The 20557-nt window shown below is 68.8% G+C and carries 17 protein-coding genes; 8 read left to right on the forward strand and 9 right to left on the reverse strand.

The window, feature by feature from the left end; genetic code table 11:
* Window positions 1-48: 48 nt before the first annotated feature.
* Both ACIBL3_RS14980 and ACIBL3_RS14985 read left to right on the forward strand, forming a co-directional pair.
* On the forward strand, window positions 49-738 hold the full coding sequence (locus ACIBL3_RS14980; protein ID WP_396353856.1) for an AzlC family ABC transporter permease: 690 nt from the start codon (window positions 49-51) through the stop codon (window positions 736-738).
* On the forward strand, window positions 731-1078 hold the full coding sequence (locus tag ACIBL3_RS14985) for an AzlD domain-containing protein (protein ID WP_396353857.1): 348 nt from the start codon (window positions 731-733) through the stop codon (window positions 1076-1078). Before ACIBL3_RS14980 ends, ACIBL3_RS14985 begins: the two co-directional genes overlap by 8 nt.
* Here ACIBL3_RS14985 and ACIBL3_RS14990 read toward each other — a convergent pair.
* The 3 genes from ACIBL3_RS14990 to ACIBL3_RS15000 form a co-directional block, all read right to left on the reverse strand.
* Entirely contained in the window at window positions 1044-3302 is a 2259-nt protein-coding gene (locus ACIBL3_RS14990) for a HelD family protein (protein WP_396353858.1), read from the reverse strand. The two genes, ACIBL3_RS14985 and ACIBL3_RS14990, sit on opposite strands and share 35 nt — an antisense overlap.
* Before the next feature lie 287 nt (window positions 3303-3589).
* Window positions 3590-4648, reverse strand: a complete 1059-nt coding sequence (locus tag ACIBL3_RS14995; RefSeq protein WP_396353859.1) for a LacI family DNA-binding transcriptional regulator — start codon at window positions 4646-4648, stop codon at window positions 3590-3592.
* A gap of 4 nt (window positions 4649-4652) precedes the next feature.
* Window positions 4653-7046: a glycoside hydrolase family 3 N-terminal domain-containing protein gene (locus ACIBL3_RS15000; protein ID WP_396353860.1), complete on the reverse strand. Its 2394-nt coding sequence runs from the start codon at window positions 7044-7046 to the stop codon at window positions 4653-4655.
* A 288-nt stretch (window positions 7047-7334) separates the two neighbouring features.
* On the opposite strand from ACIBL3_RS15000, the gene ACIBL3_RS15005 reads away from it, so the two are divergent.
* From ACIBL3_RS15005 to ACIBL3_RS15015, 3 genes are read left to right on the forward strand one after another with little or no spacing between them, the layout of a single operon-like run.
* Window positions 7335-8690, forward strand: a complete 1356-nt coding sequence (locus ACIBL3_RS15005; RefSeq protein ID WP_396353861.1) for an extracellular solute-binding protein — start codon at window positions 7335-7337, stop codon at window positions 8688-8690.
* Between the two features lie 25 nt (window positions 8691-8715).
* A complete protein-coding gene (locus tag ACIBL3_RS15010; protein ID WP_396353862.1) occupies window positions 8716-9645 on the forward strand; it encodes a carbohydrate ABC transporter permease in 930 nt (309 codons plus the stop codon).
* Between the two features lies 1 nt (window position 9646).
* On the forward strand, window positions 9647-10537 hold the full coding sequence (locus ACIBL3_RS15015) for a carbohydrate ABC transporter permease (RefSeq protein WP_396353863.1): 891 nt from the start codon (window positions 9647-9649) through the stop codon (window positions 10535-10537).
* Here the strand turns inward: ACIBL3_RS15015 and ACIBL3_RS15020 are convergent, their stop codons facing one another.
* The 3 genes from ACIBL3_RS15020 to ACIBL3_RS15030 are packed head-to-tail and all read right to left on the reverse strand — an operon-like array spanning window position 10538 to window position 13192.
* On the reverse strand, window positions 10538-11194 hold the full coding sequence (locus tag ACIBL3_RS15020; protein WP_396353864.1) for a hypothetical protein: 657 nt from the start codon (window positions 11192-11194) through the stop codon (window positions 10538-10540). It lies immediately after the preceding gene.
* Window positions 11191-12006: an ATP-binding cassette domain-containing protein gene (locus ACIBL3_RS15025; protein ID WP_396353865.1), complete on the reverse strand. Its 816-nt coding sequence runs from the start codon at window positions 12004-12006 to the stop codon at window positions 11191-11193. The genes ACIBL3_RS15020 and ACIBL3_RS15025 overlap by 4 nt, the downstream gene beginning before the upstream one ends.
* The gene (locus ACIBL3_RS15030; RefSeq protein ID WP_396353866.1) at window positions 11954-13192 is read right to left on the reverse strand and encodes an MFS transporter; all 1239 of its coding nucleotides are present in this window, start codon (window positions 13190-13192) and stop codon (window positions 11954-11956) included. The genes ACIBL3_RS15025 and ACIBL3_RS15030 overlap by 53 nt, the downstream gene beginning before the upstream one ends.
* 60 nt (window positions 13193-13252) lie before the next feature.
* Here ACIBL3_RS15030 and ACIBL3_RS15035 point away from each other — a divergent pair, with 60 nt between their 5' ends.
* Window positions 13253-14221 (forward strand): ArsR/SmtB family transcription factor, encoded by a 969-nt coding sequence (locus ACIBL3_RS15035; protein ID WP_396353867.1) that lies wholly within the window; start codon window positions 13253-13255, stop codon window positions 14219-14221.
* A 22-nt stretch (window positions 14222-14243) separates the two neighbouring features.
* Here ACIBL3_RS15035 and ACIBL3_RS15040 read toward each other — a convergent pair whose 3' ends face one another.
* On the reverse strand, window positions 14244-15266 hold the full coding sequence (locus tag ACIBL3_RS15040) for a DUF4331 family protein (protein ID WP_396353868.1): 1023 nt from the start codon (window positions 15264-15266) through the stop codon (window positions 14244-14246).
* 121 nt (window positions 15267-15387) lie between these two features.
* Here ACIBL3_RS15040 and ACIBL3_RS15045 point away from each other — a divergent pair, with 121 nt between their 5' ends.
* Complete coding sequence (locus tag ACIBL3_RS15045; RefSeq protein WP_396353869.1) at window positions 15388-16314, forward strand: LysR family transcriptional regulator; 927 nt, start codon at window positions 15388-15390, stop codon at window positions 16312-16314.
* Here the strand turns inward: ACIBL3_RS15045 and ACIBL3_RS15050 are convergent.
* Window positions 16274-18682, reverse strand: a complete 2409-nt coding sequence (locus tag ACIBL3_RS15050) for a beta-glucosidase (RefSeq protein ID WP_396353870.1) — start codon at window positions 18680-18682, stop codon at window positions 16274-16276. The two genes, ACIBL3_RS15045 and ACIBL3_RS15050, sit on opposite strands and share 41 nt — an antisense overlap.
* 47 nt (window positions 18683-18729) lie before the next feature.
* On the opposite strand from ACIBL3_RS15050, the gene ACIBL3_RS15055 reads away from it, so the two are divergent.
* Entirely contained in the window at window positions 18730-19314 is a 585-nt protein-coding gene (locus tag ACIBL3_RS15055) for a TetR/AcrR family transcriptional regulator (RefSeq protein ID WP_396353871.1), read from the forward strand.
* Here the strand turns inward: ACIBL3_RS15055 and ACIBL3_RS15060 are convergent.
* Window positions 19298-20512: an alginate lyase family protein gene (locus tag ACIBL3_RS15060; protein ID WP_396353872.1), complete on the reverse strand. Its 1215-nt coding sequence runs from the start codon at window positions 20510-20512 to the stop codon at window positions 19298-19300. The two genes, ACIBL3_RS15055 and ACIBL3_RS15060, sit on opposite strands and share 17 nt — an antisense overlap.
* Window positions 20513-20557 lie beyond the last annotated feature (45 nt).

Here is a 20557-nt window from a genome sequence, read left to right on the forward strand (position 1 = left end):
CGCAATCTTCGCAACCACCTTTCAACCTCTTTTCGGGACCATGGAGAGGTGCCTCAAACCCTGCTCGTTCCTCGTCAGCTCGCGGGGATCCGTGACTCGTTCTCCGCCGGGCTCGGGATCTTCCCGCTGGGCGTCGCGCTCGGCCTGCTCGTCATCCAGGCCGGTCTGCCGTGGTGGATCGCGCCGGCGCTCTCGCTCGCGGCGTTCGCGGGCTCGCTCGAGCTCCTGCTGGTCGGCATGATCGCGACGACCGCGCCCTTGGCCGCGGTCGCGCTCACGGTCTTCGTGGTCAACTTCCGGCACGTGTTCTACGCGTTCTCCTTCCCGCTCGACCTGGTGAAGAACCGCTTCGCCAAGGCTTACGCCGTCTACGCGATGATCGACGAGGCGTACGCCGTCCAAGCCTCACTCGCGCCGTCCGAGCGATCGTCCGCCCGGCTGATCGCGATGCAGTTGGCCTGCCAGACGTACTGGGTCGGCGGCGGACTGGTCGGCGTCGCAGTCGGCGCCGCGTTGCCCGCGCCGATCAAGGGCCTCGAGTTCGCGCTCTGCGCTCTCTTCACCGTGCTCACTCTCGACGCGTTCCGCTCCCGGCGCGAGCTCCCGTCCCTGCTGCTCGCCTTGGGAAGCGTGGTGGTCGCTCTGCTGCTCACGCCGGGAGCCGCCATGTTCACCGCACTCGTCCTCTTCGTTCTGCTCCTGCTGGCCCGCCATGTCCTGAAGGTCGCCCATGCCTAGTACGTCGTACGTCGTCGCCGTCCTCGCGATCGTCTTCACCATCACGCTCGCCCTGCGCGCCGTACCCTTCGCTGTCCTCCGCACCCTCCGTACGTCGGCCATTGTGCAAGAGCTCGCGGTCTGGATGCCGGTGGGCATCCTCGCCATCCTCGCCGCCGCGGCCCTGCACACCACCGTCACCGAAGCCCCCGGTGCAACCCCCTACGCGATCCTCGCCGTTGCGGTGACCGCAGCCACCCATCTCCTCTTCGGTCGCCGAACCATCCTCAGCGTGGGAATCGGCACCGTCACCTACGTCCTGCTGCTCAACGCAGCACCTCTGGAAGCGGGCCTGGGCTGAGGATCGTCAGGCGTTTGGTGGCCCGGGTGATCGCGACGTACAGGTCGGACAGACCACGGCCGGATTCGGTGATGATGCCTGCCGGGTCGGCGATCAGCACGGCGTCGAACTCGAGCCCCTTGCACTGCGCCACGTCGAGCAGGGCGGCGCCGGCGTCGAGAACCGACGGATCGTGGCCGTGGGCAACATCCGGGAGTACGGCGGCCAACTCGCCGTACCGTGTGGTCGGAACGATGACCGCGAGCCGCCCGTCGTCGATCGCCTGGCGCTCGAACCTGACCGTGCTGATGAGAGCGTCGACGAACGCATCCGCGGGCACCGAGTCGAGCCACGGCTTGGTGCCGGTGTCGCGGACGGAGGCCGGTGGGCTGAGGGTCGGGTCGATCGCGGCCAGCACGTTGGCGGCGACGCCCATGATCTCGGTGGGCGTGCGGTAGTTCACCGTCAGCTCCGCACTCCGCCACCGCCGCGGCGCGTACTTGTCCAGTACGTCGGCCCACGACGTGATCCCCGCCGCCGAACCGGTCTGGGCGACATCACCGACCAGCGTCATCGAGCGGCGTGGGCACCGGCGCATCAGCATCCGCCAGTCCATCGCGGACAGCTCCTGCGCCTCGTCCACGATGACGTGCCCGAACACCCAGGTGCGGTCCGAGGCGGCTCGTTCGGCCACTGTGCCGGGGTTCTCGATCAGCTGCGTCCGGTGGTGGACGAGCTGCGCGAACTCCTCGATCTCCCACGGCTCGATGGTGATCCGGTCGGCGGTGAGCTCGATGTCGATCACGCCCCGCGCGTACTGCCAGTGGGCCTCCTCGGACGCTGCGCCGTCCGCCTCCTTTCGGTTGCGTGCGGCAACAGTTCCGTCGGTGTCGCCAAGTAGTTCGGCCGCCTCGTCGAGGAGCGCGACGTCGGACTGCGTCCACTCGGCGTCGACCGGCCGCCGTACCGCTGCCAGCTCCTCCTCGGTCAGGTGCGGGGCCGCTGCCTTGAGCCGCTCCGGCGAGGACAGCAGCACGGACACCAGGATCTGCGGAGTGAGCTCGGGCCAGAGCCGGAGTAGCAGCGCCTGAACCTTGTCGTCCTCGGTCAGCTCCTTGCGGATGTCCTCGATGTCCTCGGTGCCGAGGTACTGCCGCCCGAGCCGATCGGCGATCTGGTTGGTCAACGCGGTGAGAATCGAGCGCACGAAGACCGGCCGAGCCCGGTTGTGCGGCCGGTCCGTGGCCCGCGCCCGATCCCGGGCCTTCCGTACGACGCTCGGCCGCAGCACCAGCTCGTGCTGGTCGACCTTCAGCTCGATCGGAGCCGTCGGCACCAACTGGAAGTCACGCACCGCCTGCGCGAGTACGTCGGCCATCGCCTCGGCACCCTTGACCCGGGCAGCAGTCTGGGACTCCGCCGCGGTCGCGACCACGCCCGGGTAGAGCTCGCCGACCGTCGCCAGCACGACATCGGTCTCACCGAGCGAGGGGAGCACCTGGTCGATGTAGCGGAGGAAGGTCGCGTTGGGCCCGACGACCAGTACGCCGCTCCGCGACAGCTGCTCGCGATGCGTGTAGAGCAGGTACGCCGCGCGGTGCAGAGCGACCACGGTCTTGCCGGTGCCCGGACCACCCTGGACCACCAGCACGCCGGGCAGCCCGGACCGGATGATCTCGTCCTGCTCGGACTGGATGGTCGCGACGATCTCGTTCATCCGGCCGGTGCGGCTCGCGCCGAGTGACGCCATCAGCGCGGCCTCGCCGATCAGCGTGCGGCGCTCGCTGTCGCCGAGTGCCTCCAGATCCAGCACGTCGTCGTCCACCCCGATCACCGTGCGGCCGTGCAGCCGGATGTGCCGGCGCCGGGTGACGCCGAGCGGGTCGGCCGGAGTCGCGCGGTAGAACACCTGCGCGACCGGTGTCCGCCAGTCGATCAGGAGCGGCTCGTAGGCCTCGTCGAACAGCCCGATCCGGCCGACGTGGAACCGCTCACCGGCGCCGGTGTCGATCCGGCCGAAACACAACCCGCGTTCCACCGCCGACAATTGCGAGAACCGCCCGGAGAACAGATCGGTGAAAGCCTCGCGTTCGGCCAAAGCCTGCTCGGTCTGTGTCGTCTCCTCCAGCTGAACCCGCGCCAAATCCCCGTGCGCCCGTTCCCGGAGTACGTCGAGCCGGTCGTACATCCTCGTCACATCGCCTTGTTCCACAGCGATCTCGCGCACCAGCACCTCGTCCGTCACACTGCCCCCAAGTGGTGTTTTGCACCGAGCGGAATTTCCTGATAATCTGGTCTTAGATGCCCCACCTGGGCATCTTTTTTTATGTCTCCGCACAAACACACAACGGTACGCCGAATCGGCGTACCGGGCAATCTTTTCGACCCCTGCGGTGGGTCAGCCAACCTCAGGGTGGGTTTCCCCACCGGAGTCTCGTCGGGTAACCCACCTTCTGGTGGGCTGACCCACGAGAGGATGGTCGGGCCTGCGCCGGCGGCGGTGGCCGGCACTCACCGACCCCGGGTGTAGTACTAGGCCGGTCGGTCGGCGGCTCTGGGGAGGGGGTAGTGGTTGGGGGCCGCGGAGGAGCGGATGATCAGCGTGGTCGCCAGCTCGACGTGGTGCGAGTCGACCTTCTCGCCGGCGGCCAGCTGGAGGGCGGTGCGCAGGGCGACGGCACCCATTTCGCGCAGTGGCTGCTTCACGGTGGTGAGTGGGGGAGAGGCGAGCCGGGCGACCTCGGTGTCGTCGAAGCCGACCACGCTGAGGTCCTCGGGGACGCGCAGCCCGCGGGCGCGGGCCGCCTCCAGGATGCCGAGTGCGACCTCGTCGCTGCCGGCGAAGATCGCGGTCGGCCGGTCCGGCAGGTCGAGCATGGCAGCACCACCGGCCAGACCGTCGTCGTACAGGAAGTCCCGCAGCCAGATGTACTCCGGCGGCACCGGCGCTCCGACCGCCTCCATCGCGCTGCGGTACCCGCTCATCCGGGCCTGGTTGCAGCCTGAGGTCGGCGGACCGCCGACGTACGCGATCCGGTCGTGGCCTAGCGACAGCAGGTGCTGCGTGGCGGCCATGCCACCGGCGAAGTTGGTCGAGCCGACGCTCGTGACGTCCGGCTGCGGAATGTTGGCCGGGTCGACGACCACCAGCGGCAGTCGCGCGCGGGACAGCGCAGCCAGGTCGGCGTCGGCCAGCTCGCTGGTGATGCCGATGGCCGCGCGCCGCCCGTTGCCGATCAGCTCCCGGATCCACCGCGCCGCGCGGCCGGTGCTCGAGGTCTGCGGGTGCGGCGGATGGGCGTTCAGTACGACGTCCACGCCGGCGACCTGCCCGGCCTCGACGACCCCCTGGATCACCTCGACCGAGTAGGCGTTCACGACGCCCTGGTAGAAGAGCTCGACGCTGTCCCGCTCCACGGGTTCCGGCCGGCGGCCGACGTACCCGTGCCGCTCGAGGATGTCCTGGACCCGGGCCCGGGTGGCCGGCGAGACGTCGCTGCGTCCGTTGAGCACCTTGGAGACCGTGGCGACCGACACGCCGGCCGTGCCGGCCACGGTGGCCAGGGTGACGCGACCCTTCAACCGCGACATCTCATCACCCTCCTCCTGCTCCCTCGGTCAGCACCGGCGCCAGCTCGACCGGGGTGGTCAGCACCCGATCGTGTCCCACCACCCTCACATCCCCGGTAACCCGGACAAAAGTCCGACACGGCAGGTCCACCGACGACGTGCCGATCATCACCTCGACGTCACCCGGCTCGACGATCCGTTGCAGGTCCGGCCCTGTGTACGCGGTGCGATCCGCATGCACACGGAAGGTGACATCGGTGGCGTCTCCCGGCTCCAACGGCACCCGGGCGAACCCGGTCAGCTGCTTGAGCGGCCGGGCGATCCGGGCCACCACGTCGTGCAGGTAGAGCTGGACCACCTCGTCGCCGGGCCGGTCGCCGGTGTTCCGGACCCGGACGGTCGCGGTGAACTCACCGTCGTTCCCGATCTCGGTCGAGCTGACCCGCAGGTCGCCGACCTCGAAGCTGGTGTACGACGACCCGTACCCGAACGGGAACAGCGGCCTGGCCTCCAGCCCACTGATCCCGGCACTCTCGACACTGCCGAGCGCCGGCTGCAGGTACGTGCCGGGCTGCCCGCCGACGTGCCGCGGGATCTGCACCGGCAGCTTGCCGCTCGGCACGATCCGCCCACTCAGTACGCCGGCGATCGCGGCCGCACCCTCCTGGCCGGGAAGGAACGCCTGGACCAGCCCGGCGACCCGGTCAGCGAAGTCGCCGAGCGCGTACGGCCGACCGGAGACCACCACCACGACGACCGGCGTACCGCTGTCGAGCAGTTGATCGAGCAACTCACCCTGTACGCCGGGAAGCCGCAAGTCCTCGGCGTCACAGCCCTCGCCGGAGGTGCCGTGACCGAACAGTCCGGAGCGATCCCCGACGTACGCGATGCACAGCTCGGCGTCCCGGGCCGCCGCGACCGCGGCCTCGAAACCGGAGCGGTCGTCGCCGGTGACCTCGCAGCCGTTGGCGTGCACGAGCTCCACGTCGCCGACTTCGTTGCGTAGGGCATCGATCGGGCTGGGTACGTCGATCCCGAAACCGCGGTCGGGATAGCGGGGCAGCACGTGGTTCGGGAACGCGTAGCAGCCCATCAGCGTGCGCGGATCGCCCGCGCACGGTCCGACCACGGCGACCTTTCGGAGGCCCGGCCGCAGCGGCAACGCCGACCCGGCGTCCAACAGCACGACGGACTTCTCGGCGAGCTGCTGGGCGATTGCCCGGTTCTCGGCCGAGTCGAGATCGACGCCGCCCGCGCGCACCGAGCCCTCCGGGGTCCACTCGGGATCGAGCAGGCCGAGCTTGACCTTCTGCAGCAGCAACCGCCCGGCCGCGCGATCGATCAGCTCCTCGGACACCACCCCCGACTTCACCTTGTCGAGCAGGCCGGCGAACCCGATGGTGTCCGGCAGCTCGACATCGGTGCCGGCCGTCAGCGCGACCACGCCGGCGTCCGCGTTGTCGGCGGCGACCCGATGCATCGACGAGAGGAACGGCACCGCCCAGTAGTCCGAGACGACCGTGCCGCCGAAGCCCCATTCGGTCCGCAGTACGTCGGTGAACAGCCACGGATCCGCGCTCGCCGGCAGCCCGTCGATGTCGGAGTACGAGCTCATCACCGAACCCGCGTCGGCCGTGGCGATCGCGGTTTCGAACGTCGGCAGGATGAAGTCGAGCAGCTCACGACGCCCCATCGACACCGGCCCGTGGTTGCGCCCGGCCCTGGACGCGGAGTACCCGGCGAAGTGCTTCAGCGTCGCGAGCACACCGGCACTCTGCAGCCCACGGACGTACGCCGACCCGAGCAGCGCGACGAGGTACGGGTCCTCGCCGATCGTCTCCTCGACCCGGCCCCACCGGTAGTCACGGACGACGTCCAGCACCGGTGACAGGCCTTGGTGGACGCCGACCGCGGCCATGTCGCGCCCGATCGCCGCGGCCATCCGCTCGACCAACTCGGGATCGAACGTGGCGCCCCAGGCGATCGACGCCGGGTAGACGGTCGCGCCGTACGTCGTGAAGCCGGTGAGGCACTCCTCGTGCACCAGGGCCGGTACGCCGAGCCGGGATCCCTCGAGCACGACCTGGTGCTGGCGGATCAGCTCCTCGACGCCGTGCTCGACCGACTGCGGGACGCTGCCCCAGACCCGGGTGAGGTGGCCGAGGCCGTCGCGGCTCGCTTCCTCGAGTGACAGCGAGCCGCCGGCCGCGAACACGTCCTCCATCGGCGCGACGTTGATCGTCTCCTCTTCGGGGAGTTCGTGGTCGGCCATGTCGTTGCCGGCCCAGCGGCTGCCGAGTTGCGCGACCTTCTCCGCCAGCGTCATCGCCTGCAGGAGCAGCTCGACGCGCTTCTCGGGCGCCAGCGCGGTGTCGTACCAGGGACGGTCCGACGAAGTGGAGGAGGTCGGCGTCGACAAGAAATTCTCCCTTAACCTGGGCCCTCTGCCGTGACTAAGTATCGAAAACTTTTCGATGTTTCGGAGGCTGATCGCCGCACTCGTCACGGTGCTGGGAAGTCTGTGGATCGCCTGTGACAGCAGGGGATCCGTGACCTCACTGTGACCCCAAACTGACGGTAGTTCAAGTCTTGACAGCGAAACTCCCGAAATCTACGTTACGAAACATAGTCATAATCGGGGGGCCTTGGGCGCCCTGACAGCCACGCGCCGTGGAGCGGGTCCGCGGCCTGGAGTACGGAGATCACTGTGGATCCCATCACGACATCTCGGCGTTCCTTTCTCGGTCTGGTCGGCGGCGGCGCGCTCGCGGCCGGCCTTGCTGCCTGCGGTACCTCCGGCCCACAGAGCTCCGGCGGCTCCACGGGGGGTGCGGCCGCCGGCAGCGGTGCGTCGTACTGGTTCCTGACCGGCCAGCCGCAACAGGCGATCCGGGAAGCGCAGGTCAAGCGGTTCAACGACGCGAACTCGGGCACCCAGATCAAGTTCACCGAGTTCCAGAACGACGCGTTCAAGCAGAAGATCAAGACCGCGATCGGCGCCGGCCAGGGCCCGACGCTGATCTGGGGCTGGGGCGGGGGTGGCCTGAAGAGCTACGTCGACGCCAGCCAGGTCGAGGACCTGACCTCCTGGTTCGGGGAGCAGTCGGCGCTGAAGGACTCGATCTTCCCGTCCGCGTTCGGCGCGGCGACGGTCGGCGGCAAGATCTACGCGATGCCGGTCGAGACCACGACGCCGATCGTGCTGTTCTACGACAAGCGGTCGTTCGAGAAGGTCGGTGTCGAGCCGCCCAAGTCCTGGGGCGACATCATGGACCTGGTGCCGAAGTTCAACAACGCCGGCATCGCGCCGTTCTCGCTCGGCGGCCAGTCGCGCTGGACCAACATGATGTGGCTGGAGTTCCTGTTCGACCGGATCGGCGGCGCCGAGGTCTTCCAGAACATCTTCGACGGCAAGCCGAACAGCTGGTCGGACCCGTCGGCGCTGAAGGCGCTGGAGGAGATGCAGAACCTGATCAAGGCGAACGGCTTCATCAAGGGCTTCTCCTCGATCACCGCCGACTCCAACGCCGACCAGGCGCTGCTGTTCACCGGCAAGGCCGCGATGATGCTGCACGGCGCCTGGACCTACGGCAACATGAAGGCCTCCGGCGGCGACTTCGTCACCGGCGGCCACCTCGGCTACATGAACTTCCCGCCGGTCGACGGCGGCAAGGGCGACCCGAGCAACACGGTCGGCAACCCGGGCCAGTACCTGTCCATCTCCTCCAAGGCCAGCGCCGGCGAGAAGGAGACCGCGAAGAAGTTCCTGGCCAACAACACCCTCGACGACGCGTCGGTCGAAGCCTGGGTGAAGTCCGGCAACATCCCGGTGGTGAAGAAGGCCAAGGAGAAGCTGTCCACGGTGACGGACAAGAACGACTCCGAGTGGCTGAACTTCGTCTACGACACCTCGGCCAACGCCAAGAGCTTCCAGCAGTCCTGGGACCAGGCGCTCAGCCCGACCCAGGCCGAGACGTTGCTCGACAACATCGCCAAGCTGTTCCAGCTGTCGATCTCGCCCCAGCAGTTCGCCGACAGCATGAACGCGGTGATCGGACAGTGACAGTGCTTTTGGCCGGGAGGGCCCCATGACCACAACCGCTCCGCCTGTCCTGCCGGCCACTGGCCGCACAGCTCCGTCCGGCGGCGCCGGGCGGAGCGGTTCCGTCGCCTGGATGGCGCTGCCCGCGCTGCTGATGTTCTTCTTCTTCGGCATCGTGCCGCTGTTCGGCGTCCTGTTCCTGAGCTTCACCCAGTGGGACGGTCTCGGCGCGATCCACCCGGCCGGGTTCGACAGTTGGCGCTCGGTGCTCGACGATCCCGCGCTGCCGCACACGATCTGGGTGACGTTCGAGATCATGATCCTGTCCTGGGTGGTGCAGACGCCGATCAGCATGCTGATCGGCACCTTCCTGGCCGGCCGGCAGCGCTACCGCGGTTTCCTCGCGGTGCTGTTCTTCATCCCGCTGCTGCTCAGCTCGGCCGCGATCGCGATCACCTACAAGGCCCTGCTCGACCCGAACTTCGGGCTCGGCCCGGGGCTGAAGATCGGCTTCCTCACCCAGGACTGGCTCGGCAACGGGACCCTCGCCCTCGGCGTGGTCGTCTTCGTGGTGTCCTGGCAGTTCATCCCGTTCCACTCGCTGATCTACCAAGGCGGGGTGCGGCAGATCCCGACCTCGATGTACGAGGCCGCCGCGATCGACGGCGCCGGCCGGATGCGGCAGTTCTTCAGCATCACCGTGCCGCAGCTGAAGTACACGATCCTCACGTCGTCGACGCTGATCCTTGTGGGTTCGCTGACCTTCTTCGACCTGATCTTCGTGCTCACCGCGGGCGGTCCCGGTGACGCCACCCGGGTGCTCGCGCTCGACATGTACAAACGCGGTTTCCAGGCGAACCTGATGGGCCCGGCCAGCGTGATCGCGGTCCTGCTGGTGCTGTTCGGCCTGGCGCTCGCGCTGCTGCTGCGAAGGCTCGGCGGGAGTTTGACGGCCAGCCAGCAGGAAGGTGCGTGACATGGCAGTGGCGACCACCGAAGCGCAGACGGCCAGCCGCCGTACCTCCCGCACCCGCCTGAACGCCCGCAAGCTCCTGCAGCTCAACTGGTTCGGCGGCGCCGCGGCCTGGTTGTGGCTGGTGATCGTGATGGTCCCGCTGTACTGGATCGTGGTGACCAGCTTCAAGGACCAGACGGCGTACTTCAGCCAGAACCCGTTCGCGCTGCCGGCCGACCCGACGTTGGCGAACTACAAGATGGTGATCGAGAACGACTTCGGCCGGTACTTCCTGAACAGCGTCATCGTCGCGGTCGGCACCGTGGTCCCGGCCGTCGCGATCGCGTTCATGGCCGGGTACGCGATCGTCCGGGGCGCCGGCAGCAGGTTCCTGGCCGGGATCCACGGTATGTTCCTGATGGGCCTGGCGATCCCGCTGCAGGCCACCGTCATCCCGGTCTACCTGCTGATCATCCGGATGCAGCTGTACGACAGCCTGCTGGCGATCATCCTGCCGTCGATCGCGTTCGCGATCCCGCTGTCGGTGCTGGTGCTGACGAACTTCATCCGGGACGTGCCGAAGGAGCTGTTCGAGTCGATGCGGGTCGACGGCGCGAGTGAGTGGGACATGCTCCGCAAGCTCGCCCTGCCGCTGACCCGGCCCGCCCTGGTCACGGTCAGCATCTACAACGGCCTTGCCGTGTGGAACGGCTTCCTGCTGCCGCTGATCCTGACCCAGAGCCCCGACAAGCGCACACTTCCGCTCGGCCTGTGGACCTTCCAGGGGCAGTTCAGCGTCAACATCCCGGCCGTGCTGGCGTCGGTCATGCTGAGCACATTGCCCATCGTCATCCTCTATGCCATCGGCCGCCGCCAGCTCCTCAGCGGTCTGACCGCCGGCTTCAGCCGCTGATCACTCCTTGCGATCCGCCAACACGCGGGTCGCAAGGAGCGCGGCGACCAGGAGAACCGCCGACAAGGCCGTCAGCAGAATCAGCGGTACGGCGTTGTCGGCCGGCGGGTGCTCGTTGGACAGCAACGTCATCAGCGGCCGGATGGGGGAGAGCCACCGGAGCAGAAGTACGGCGAGGATCCCCGCGGCGGCTGTGAGCGTCGCAAGACCGATCCGCGGGATGACGAGGCGCGAACACAACAGGCCGATCGCGCTGCCGACCATCGCGGCGGAGAGTTGGGCCGCGGCGCCGACGGCGAGCGCGCCGAACGTCACCACGTGCTTGCCCGTGACGATCGGGTAGGCGAGGCCGATCACCAGCAGTGGGACGCACCAGGTCAGGACCACGGCGACCGTGACCGCGAGGACGCGGAGCGAGTCGCCGATCAGCACGAGAATGATCTGATGCTGGGTCGCGTCCTCGTGGTTGACGATGGCAACGGTCAACCAGGTCGAGCAGACCAGCATCGCGAGCACGCAGAACGCGTACGAAGACTCGAGCGGGCCCGAGTCCGAGGTGGTGCCGACGGCCAGCGCGGCCAGGAAGATCAAGGTGGGCGGCAGGTAGCGCTGGGAGAGCAGCACGCTGGTGATCAGGTAGCGGTAGAGAGCAGTCACCCGGACCTCACCTGACGAACCGTGGTGACCGACCAGCCGTGGTTCAACGCGGTCAGCAATGCGGCGTCGTGGCGGCCGGTCGGCAGCAACAACGTGACGCCGTCGGCGTGCCGCCGTACCTCGAGGACGTCTGGCTGTGTGGTCCAGTCGAGTGGCTGGCCGGACACGAGCGAGATCTCGGTGACGGAGGTTCCGGCTGGGGTGACCAGGCTGCCGTCGCGGAGTTCGCAGACTCGGGTTGCTGTCGAACGGACGACGTGGTCGGCGTGCTCGGTGAAGGCGACTGCTGCGCCCGCGGCCGCTGTCTCGGTGAGGAGCTCGCGCAGCGTCCCGTGGGCGGTCGCGTCCAGGCCGGACCACGGCTCGTCGAGCACCAGCAACTCGGGAGGTTCGAGCAGGGCCTGGGCCAGCGCGACCTTCTGCGCGTTGCCTTTCGACAGCTTCCGCATCGGGGTGTCCGCGCCGCCGGACAGCGCCAGCCTGTCGAGCAGCTCGTCGGAGCGCTGCTTGGCGGTGCGAGCGCTGAGCCCACGGATCCGGCCCATGTGCCGCAGGTACGCCGACGCCGAGAGCCGATCGTGCGACGCGAACACGTCCGGGACGTAGCTGACGATCCGGGCGTTCCGCCGTACTGTGCCCGACGTCGGCCTGGACAGGCCGACCATGAGCTTCAGGACGGTCGACTTGCCCGAGCCGTTGGCGCCGACCAGGGCAAGCAGTTCACCGGCGGCGAGTCGCAGGTCGACGTCCGCGAGAACCTCACGCCGGCGGCCGTACCTCTTCGAGACCTTTCGCAGCCGCACGACGTCCATGCCGCGAGCCTATCCGGACGCCGGGGTTCATCGCGCGGGCCAGCGGCCGGGTGAGGACGAGCGAGGCGAGGAGAGAGGCCGCGGCGAACGCGGTCATCGTCGGGGCGGGCGAGGTGAGGTCAGCCAGCGCGCCGGCCAGGATCGCGGTGATTCCGAACGTGGTCATCCGCAGCGCCGACTCCAGCCCGAGCACCTGCCCGCGCAGCTCCGCCGGCGTGAGGTCGACGAGAACCTCCTGCTGGGACAGGGATGCCGCGTAACCGCTGCAGGCGAGCGCGACGAGCCCGGCCAGTACGGCGATGTGCAGCTCGAAGGCGAACGCGAGGAACGGCACGGCCAGCAGGATCCGCAGCCACTGCGCAGCCTTGCGGCGACCGGCCCGGCTGAGGAAGCGGCCGACCACCAGGTCGCCGGTCATCATGCCGGCGGCACCCGCGGCCAGCAGCAAACCGGCGTCCGCACCGGCGTACGGGACGAACAGCGCTTCGCAGCCGACGATGAGGCCGTTGGGGAGAGTCAGTGCCAGCAGCAACGGGCGGGTCCTGGCCTGGCCGAGCAGCCGCCGGTTGCCCCGCCAGGTCTCCAGCAGGCTGGTGCGTGCGAGACGTCGCGGCTCGCGGTCCTGGAGACCGAACCAGATGACCGGGACGGCCACGGCCGCGCAGCCGGTTGCCAGCCAGAGGACCTCGGACGGACTGAGGGCCTGCAGCAACAATCCGGCCGCGCCGAAGCCGGCGATCTGCATGGCGCCGACGGACAGGTTCATCGCCGAGCGGCCGAGGACGAACCGGTCCTGGTCGACGACCTCGTTCAGCAGTCCCGAGCGGACGCCGGTCGCGATCGACAATCCGTAGGCCACCAGCAGCGTGAGCAGCAACCGGGTCGCGGCGCCGAGGTCGAAGGCGGCCTGTACCGCCGCGGCGATGGTCGACAATCCGGCGAGCAGGGTCAGCACCTGCCGTGGCCGCGCGGTGTCCGCGGCCGACATCAGGGTCGACGCACCCAGGACCTGGGCCAGCGACGGACCGAACATCACCATCGCCACCAGCACCGCGGACCCGGTCGCGGCGTCGACCATCAGCGCGAGCGTCAGGCTCGTCATGGTCGCCGACGCGTTGCCCAGGGCGCTGCCGAGCCACAGGCCGCGGAACTCACGGATGGCGAAGAGCTGCCGGTAGGTAGTCATGCCAGTGAGGATCGACAGAGGCCCACTTCGCCGCCTACAGTTTCGGGTGGAGGCGAAACGTTGTCCGAGTTCCTGGTCGATGCCGACACCCTCGCGAACGCCCGGTTCGGCACCTCGCAGCTGACCGAGACGGTGTCCGCGCTGAAGCTGCTGTGGGCGCCGACCGAGCCCTGGTTCCGCGCGTGGAAGGACGCTCATGTCGGCGCGTTCCAGGACCAGTTGCGGCAGCATCCGGTCTGGGCGGCGATCGTCGACAACGCGTTCGGCCGTACCTGGGTGGCTGACTTCATCACCGTCCCGCCGCTCGAGCCGGACCAGGAGCTGGCCGACGAGCTCGAGCTGCTGACCAGCCTCGATGACGACCACATCCGCGCGGACCTGAGCGTCGTACGGACGCCGTTGCCGGACATCCTGCTCGAGTCGACCGGCCTGGCGGAGCAGGCGGCCGAGCTGCTGACCTGGATCTGGACGGAGACGATCGAGCCCGAGTGGCCGCGGCGGTTGCGGCTGCTGCAGGCTGACATCGTGTCCCGGACCTCCCGGCTCAGTGAGCAGGGTTGGTCCGGCGTACTGCGCGGGCTCGGTCCGGACGTCCGGTGGCTCGGTGACGGGCGGATCCAGGTCAACCGCTCGGACTACCCGGTCACGGATGTCCGCAGCCGGGACCTGATGTTCATCGCGGCACACACCCGAGGCGTGAACGTCTCCTGGCGCAAGCCGGACCGGTTCGCGCTGACCTATCCGGTCACCGGGATCTTCGCCGGCACCGAAGCCCCGGCCGAGCCCTTGGTCCAGCTGCTCGGCCGCAACCGCGCGCGCATCCTGGTCGAGGCCGCGGACCCGGTCAGCACCACAGCCCTGGTAGCCACCACCGGTCTGTCACTGGCCACGGTCTCGGACCACCTCCGCGTACTCACCGACGCCGGCCTGCTCGACCGCCGCCGCTCCGGACGCTCGGTCCTCTACTGGCAATCCGACACCGGCCGCCGCCTCGTACGACGGCCGGCGCCCAACCGCCGCCGCCCCTAGGGCACGCTATCCAGCTCCGGCGTCAGGCGGGGATGACGTAGGGAAAGTTGGGCTGGCGTAGGCGGGCGGAGACCGAGGGCTTCAGGCAGGCGGGGATCGCGGTGCCAGCCACCAGGGAGAGCATGACCTCGGGGGCGTTGTCGGCGAGGGTGCGGCCGTTGCGGGTTGCGAAGCCGAAGGTTGCCGGGGTGCCGACGACATAGGGGAGTACGTCGGGGAACAGTTGGCGGGCGACGGTTTCGCCGTAGCCGTGCGGATCGTCCGAGGTACCGCCGGCCGCTACGACCGCGGTCACGCGCTCGGCCAGGTTCTTGCCGTCGGCCTCGAAGTCCTGGGACGGGTGGCGGGTGTTGGCGGGATAGGTGAAGCGGGTGTCGTCGGGCCAGAAGATCGGCCACATCATCGGGTGGCCGGCGCGGTTGATCTGCCGCCATCCACCGGCGTCGGTGGCCAGCTTCGTGGCGCACCAGACCCCGATCCGGGCGCCGGGCCGCAGCACCGGATGCTGGTGCGAGATCTCCAGCACGATCGACTCGACCGTGGTTCCGGTGAAGCTGTTCTGTGCCCGCTCGGGCTGCCAGCCGGACAGGTCCACGGCGGTCCCATCGTGTACAGCGGCGTTGACCCGAGCCAGGAGCGCCAGATCGATGTAGAACGAGTCGGCGATCCGCCCGGCCCACAACCGGATGCCCGGTCCCTCGATCGGCTGACCGGCGTCGCCCTGCAGGACGAGCTCACCCTCGGCGTCGTCGTTCCCGGCCTCGTCTCCGGTCAGCACGTGCACTGCCAGCGGCTGCCCGCCGTACACGTCGCGCTCGTCGAAGGAGACCCGGTAGGTGAGGGTCTCGGTCTCCGCGTCGTCGACGTGCACCTTGAACTCGTAGCGGGCTTCGGGATGGAAGCCGGGCTGGACGTCGGGCTCGGTGATCGTCGAGTTGACGTCCATGACGAACACCGTGCTTTCGTGTCCCTGGAACACGTACAGGTCGTCGATGTAGAGCTGTCCGTTCTGCCTCGCGAGAGGTGTGTCGAGGTGGTGCGACATGCTGGTTGGCTCCCTGTGCTCGGTGCCCGTCGCGACGTACGGCGGGCTCTGTCATCGAGCATCACCGGGCCCGATCCACCGGGGTACCCGGCAATCCGGCAACTGCTCATAATCAGTGGTTATGAGCGAAACCCTGCCGGATCTCGACAGCCTGATGCTGCTCACGCTCGTCGCCGAGCTCGGCAGTCTCGGCCAGGCCGCGGACCGGATGCAGATCAGTCAGCCGGCGGCCAGCAAGCGACTCAGCATGCTGGAGCGCAGACTCGGGCTGCCGCTCGCCGAACGCGGCACCCGTGGTTCCGTGCTCACCACCGAAGGCAAGGCCGTCTGCCAATGGTCCGAGCGCGTGCTCGGCGAAGTCCAGACCCTGATGGCCGGCGCGACCGCTCTCCGCACGGCCCGGGACCAGGACCTGCGGCTCGCGGCCAGCATGACGCTCGCCGAGAACTTCCTGCCCGCCTGGCTCGCCGAGCTGCAAAGGCAGTCGCCCGGCCTTCAGCTCAGCCTGAAGGTGACCAACTCCGAGCAGGTCACCGAGTTGGCTGCCCGTCGCGAGATCAGCATCGGGTTCACCGAAGCGCCCACAGTGCCGCGCGGACTCAGCTCCCGAACAGTTGCCACCGACCGCCTCGCCGTCGTCGTCGCCCGGACGCACCCGTGGGCGCGCCGTCGTCAGCCGGTGCCGCTCACCGAGCTCGCCGAGACGCCGTTGATCGTGCGCGAGCGAGGGTCCGGCACGCGCGAGACCCTCGACCGCATCTTCGCCACCGCGAGACTCCAGCCGGTGCCGCCGTTGGTAGTGCTCGAGGTCAACGCCGCCGTACGCAGCGCGGTTGCCGCCGGCATCGGTCCCGCCGTGCTCAGCGTTGCCACCGTGCAGAACGATCTCGCGCTGGGACACCTCATCGAGGTGCAGCTTGCCGACGCCGACCTGCACCGGCGACTGCGTGCCGTCTGGCCCAAGACCCACGCGCTGCCAGTCGCAGCCGAAGAGCTGCTCCGGATCGCTACGGGAGTTCGAGCTCGGTCGTCAAAGGTAGGTCGGTGACTGAGGAGCCTGCGCGCAAAGTGAACCCGCCAGGTTCGCTGGTCCAGCCGTTGTCCCAGTGGTCGAAGGTGTGCTCGTGGAGCTGGACCGTGATCTCCCGAGCCTGGCCGGGGTCGAGGCGTACGACGGTGAACCCGGCCAGCCAGCGCGTTGGGCGGTCCACGGTGGACTCGGGGCGCTCGGCGTACACCTGGACGACGTGCTTGCCGGCCCGGTCGCCCGTGTTGTGGACGGTCAGAGCGACCGACGACGGGTCAATGGCGCGGAGGTCGGTCAGCCCCCAGGTCGTGTAGCCGAGGCCGTGGCCGAACTCGTAAGCGGGCTCAGTACCGGCGCGGAGCCAAGCCCGGTAGCCGATGTGGATGCCCTCGTCGTAGCGGACCACACCGTCGCGCGGCGTCACATCGATGACAGGTACGTCGGACTCCGCAATCGGCCACGTGGTCGGGAGCCGACCGCCGGGCTCGACCACGCCGAGCAGCACGTCCGCCAAGGCGTTGCCGTACTCCTGGCCACCGAAGTAGGTGACCAGGAGCGCGGCAACCTCGCCACGCCAGGGCAGCAGCACGGGCGAGCCTGCGTTGACGACCACGACCGTCCGCGGATTGGCCGCGACGACGGCCCGGACCAGGTCGTCCTGGCGACCGGGAAGTGCGAGGGTGCTGCGGTCGTAGCCTTCGGACTCGACCTTCGAGTTCGTGCCGACCACCACGACCGCGACGTCTGCCGCCCGGGCCGCCGCGACTGCCTCGTCGATCAGCGCCTGCGGATCCGACGGGTCCGGCTCCACGCCGACGGTGATGCTCAGCGCGTTGCTGAGACCACCCTCCCGGGTGGGCAGGTCGAGCTCCACGCGGACGTCGACCGGTTCGCCGGCCGTCACGTCGAGGTGCGTGGAGATCGACGGCGGTGACAGGATCGCGGCGCCGAGGTCGGTGCCGACCGGGACCGCGGTGGCCTCGTGCAGAAGCTTGCCGTCGGCAAAGATCCGGCCGTGGCCGACGGAGGCGAAGCCGAGCAGCACCGAACCGGACTCGGCCGGCGTGTACGTCGTCCGGAACTCGAAGACCGCGGTCTCGGTGATCGGCGCGTTCCCTCCGAGGTAGACCAGCGCACTGGAGAACCGGTCCTCGGTGAACAGCTCGTCACCGTCCGCGTCGAGGAAGCGCACCCGGGCACCGGGCTCGCCGGTCACCGGGTTCGTCATCGTGGCCAACGGCAACTCGGCAACGCCTTCCTGCACGACCGCGCCGAGCGAGTACGTCACCTCGGCATCGGGCAGGGCGGCACGAAGTCCGTCCAGCGGCGAGACCACGGACGACGGGATGACGGTAGCGCTGCCGCCGCCCTGGGTCCGCGCGTCCCGGGCGTTGTGCCCGATCACCGCAACCCGCTGCAGCGACGCAGAGCTCCACGGCAGCTCGCCGTTGTTCTGCAACAACACCGAGCCTTCGGTAGCTGCCGTACGCGCGAAGGCGACGCCGTCCACCTGCGGAACCTCGGCCGGCTTCTCGAACCCTTCGAGCGCGCCGACCCGGGCGGCCAGCGCGAGCAGCCGCAGCACCTTGCGATCGATCGCGTCTTCCCGGATCTCTCCGGACCGGACCGCCTCGACCAGGGCGTCCCCCCACGCCCCGGTCGGTCCCGGCATCGCCAGGTCTTGTGAGTGCTTGGCACTCTCCAGGCTGCGTACGGCGGTCCAGTCGCTCACCACGACCCCGTCGAAACCCCACTCGCTGTTCAGCGGGGTCTCGAGCAGCTCGTTCTCCGAGGCGGTGGCGCCGTTGATCGAGTTGTAGGCGCTCATCACCAGCCACGCCTTCGACTCGGTGACCGCCTTCTCGAACGCCAGCAGGTAGACCTCGCGCAACGCCCGGTCGCTCACGACCACGTCGGCGGTGAAGCGCTCGGTCTCGAAGTCGTTCGCGACGTAGTGCTTCGGTGTCGCGCCGACGCCGAGCTCCTGCACACCGGCCACGTAGGCGGCGGCGAGCTCGGCGGTCAGCACGGGGTCCTCGCTGAACGCCTCGAAGTGCCGCCCGCCGAGCGGGGACCGGTGCAGGTTGATGGTCGGGCCCAGTACGACGTCCACACCTTTGCGACGCGCCTCGAGTGCGGACACGACGCCGTACCGGTGCGCGATCTCCAGGTCCCACGACGACGAGAGCGCGGTCGCCGACGGCAGGTTGAGCGACGGGTCGCGCTCGTCCCAGACCGCCCCGCGGACCCCGCTCGGACCGTCCGACAGCACCATCGACCGCAGCCCGATGCCGGGGAGCGGATGGGTGGACCAGAAGTCCTGGCCGGTCAGGATCCGGACCTTCTCCTCGAGGCTCAGGCGGTCGAGCAGTTCCTTGAAGTCGCGCATGCGTGTCACTGTACGCGCGAAAACCAAGTGATGCTAGGTTTTGAAACATGGCAACCACCAGAGGCCCGTACGCGAAAGGGGTCGCCAAGCGCGAGCAGATCCTGACCGCCGCGCTCGAGGTGATCGCCCGGAACGGGTACCGCAAGACGTCCACCCGCGAGCTGGCGGCAGCGGCCGGCCTGAGCGAGGCCGGGCTGCTGCACTACTTCGGCTCGAAGGAGAAGCTCTTCGAGGCGGTACTGCGAGCCCGCGACGACGCCGACGCCGCGCGCCTGAGTGATGAGCCGGACGCCGTCGGCAAGCTGACCGCGATCGTCCGGCACAACACCGACGTACCTGGCCTGGTCCAGCTGTACTCGACCTTCTCGGCGGAGGCGGGGGATCCGCAGCACGGCGCGCACGAGTTCTTCGTGGAGCGGTACCAGCGGCTGCGGGAAGCACTCGCCGAGAGCGTCCGGACCCGGCAGGCGGACGGGACGATCAGCGCGGCGGCCGATCCGGTGAAGATCGCCGCCCTGCTGATCGCCCTGTCCGACGGGCTGCAGGTCCAGTCGCAGTTCCGGCTGCCGGATCAGCCGGGGGAGTTGCTGGACCATCTGATCGAACTGCTGCGACCTACTTCGCGTACATGACCGTGCCGAACCCGGTCTGGTCGAAGCCGCCGCTGGTCGAGCCGTAGTCGCCGCCACCGCCCTCCGGCCGGACGAGCGCGGCCATCTGGGAGATGTACGGCACCGAGAGGTACTTCCGCCGGGTGTAGTGGAAGTGCAGGATCTCCCAGACCGGCCGGAGCTGGCCGCGGCTCGCGCTGGAGATCACGGTGTGCTCCTGGTAGGCGCAGTTCTGGCCGGTGCCCCAGGTGTACTTGGTGAACGGCACGTCCTGGCCGAGGTTGTACTTCGCGACGTACTGCGCCGCCTTCAGGAACCGGTTGTTGTCGTAGCCGTACAGGTCCTCACCCTGGTTCCAGGCCATCTCGCAGAAGGCGCCCATCTGCCCGATGCCCATCACCGTGTGGCCCTGGTCGCGGCCCGCCTCCTGCCACTGGGCCAGTCCCTCGGAGTCGTAGACGAACGGGATCGCGTTGCGGATCGCGCCGTTCCCGGCGCCGTTCTTGAAGTAGTTGACCGCCTGGTCGTACTTCGCTCCGTCGTCGCACAGGATCGCAATGGCCAGGATCGAGTTCATGGTGCACAGGTCCCAGTTGGCCCAGTAGTTGGTGATGCAGGCGTCGTTGTGGTTGATCAGGAACGAGTTGTTCATCGGGTAGAAGACGTTCAGCATCATCGTCTTGAACCGGGCCAGGTCGAACCCGGAGTACCCGCGCATCAACTCGGCCACGTTCGCGAACTGGTACCCGTAGAGGCCGGCCGCCAGGAACCGGTCTGCGTTACCGCTGACGCTGGTGAGTGTGGCCGACCAGGCGTTCAGGATGTTCCGCGCGCAGTCGCCGTGCGCGGTCGAGCCGGTGATCCACCAGCGCAGCGCGTTCTGGTAGGCGGCGTGGATGTCGTTGTAGAGGATGCCGTAGTTCTGCCCGGTGCCGCCGCGGATGATCGTGGCCTGCGGGTTCGGTTGCCAGGTCGACTGGGCGTGCGAGTTGGCGATCAGCTTGTTGTAGCCGGACAGCCACGGGTTGGTCCCTTCGGCGACCCGCACCTTCGCGCGGTTCAGGTCGCCCCAGATGTGCAGGGCGCCTGGATGGGTGAACGTGGCCGGCGCGGCGTCCGCGGCCGGACCGAGCGCGGTGACGCCGGCGGCGGCCGCTGCTCCGGCAGCGGCCACACCTCCGGCGGCTTTGAGCAGCGTACGTCGATCGATCTCCTTCATGTCCTTCTCCTTCGGGGCGGTGGAGCGGTGCGCTAGGAAACGGTC

Origin of the sequence: Kribbella sp. NPDC050124, from assembly GCF_044460355.1 — a bacterium.
GTDB lineage: Bacteria > Actinomycetota > Actinomycetes > Propionibacteriales > Kribbellaceae > Kribbella.

Coding starts and splice junctions, on each gene's coding strand:
- ACIBL3_RS15045 (WP_396353869.1), top strand. CDS start 15,388: ATGAGCGAAACCCTGCCGGATCTCGACAGCCTGATGCTGCTCACGCTC.
- ACIBL3_RS15050 (WP_396353870.1), bottom strand. CDS start 18,682: ATGCGCGACTTCAAGGAACTGCTCGACCGCCTGAGCCTCGAGGAGAAG.
- ACIBL3_RS14995 (WP_396353859.1), bottom strand. CDS start 4,648: ATGTCGCGGTTGAAGGGTCGCGTCACCCTGGCCACCGTGGCCGGCACG.
- ACIBL3_RS15030 (WP_396353866.1), bottom strand. CDS start 13,192: ATGACTACCTACCGGCAGCTCTTCGCCATCCGTGAGTTCCGCGGCCTG.
- ACIBL3_RS15015 (WP_396353863.1), top strand. CDS start 9,647: ATGGCAGTGGCGACCACCGAAGCGCAGACGGCCAGCCGCCGTACCTCC.
- ACIBL3_RS14985 (WP_396353857.1), top strand. CDS start 731: ATGCCTAGTACGTCGTACGTCGTCGCCGTCCTCGCGATCGTCTTCACC.
- ACIBL3_RS15010 (WP_396353862.1), top strand. CDS start 8,716: ATGACCACAACCGCTCCGCCTGTCCTGCCGGCCACTGGCCGCACAGCT.
- ACIBL3_RS15025 (WP_396353865.1), bottom strand. CDS start 12,006: ATGGACGTCGTGCGGCTGCGAAAGGTCTCGAAGAGGTACGGCCGCCGG.
- ACIBL3_RS15060 (WP_396353872.1), bottom strand. CDS start 20,512: ATGAAGGAGATCGATCGACGTACGCTGCTCAAAGCCGCCGGAGGTGTG.
- ACIBL3_RS15055 (WP_396353871.1), top strand. CDS start 18,730: ATGGCAACCACCAGAGGCCCGTACGCGAAAGGGGTCGCCAAGCGCGAG.
- ACIBL3_RS15040 (WP_396353868.1), bottom strand. CDS start 15,266: ATGTCGCACCACCTCGACACACCTCTCGCGAGGCAGAACGGACAGCTC.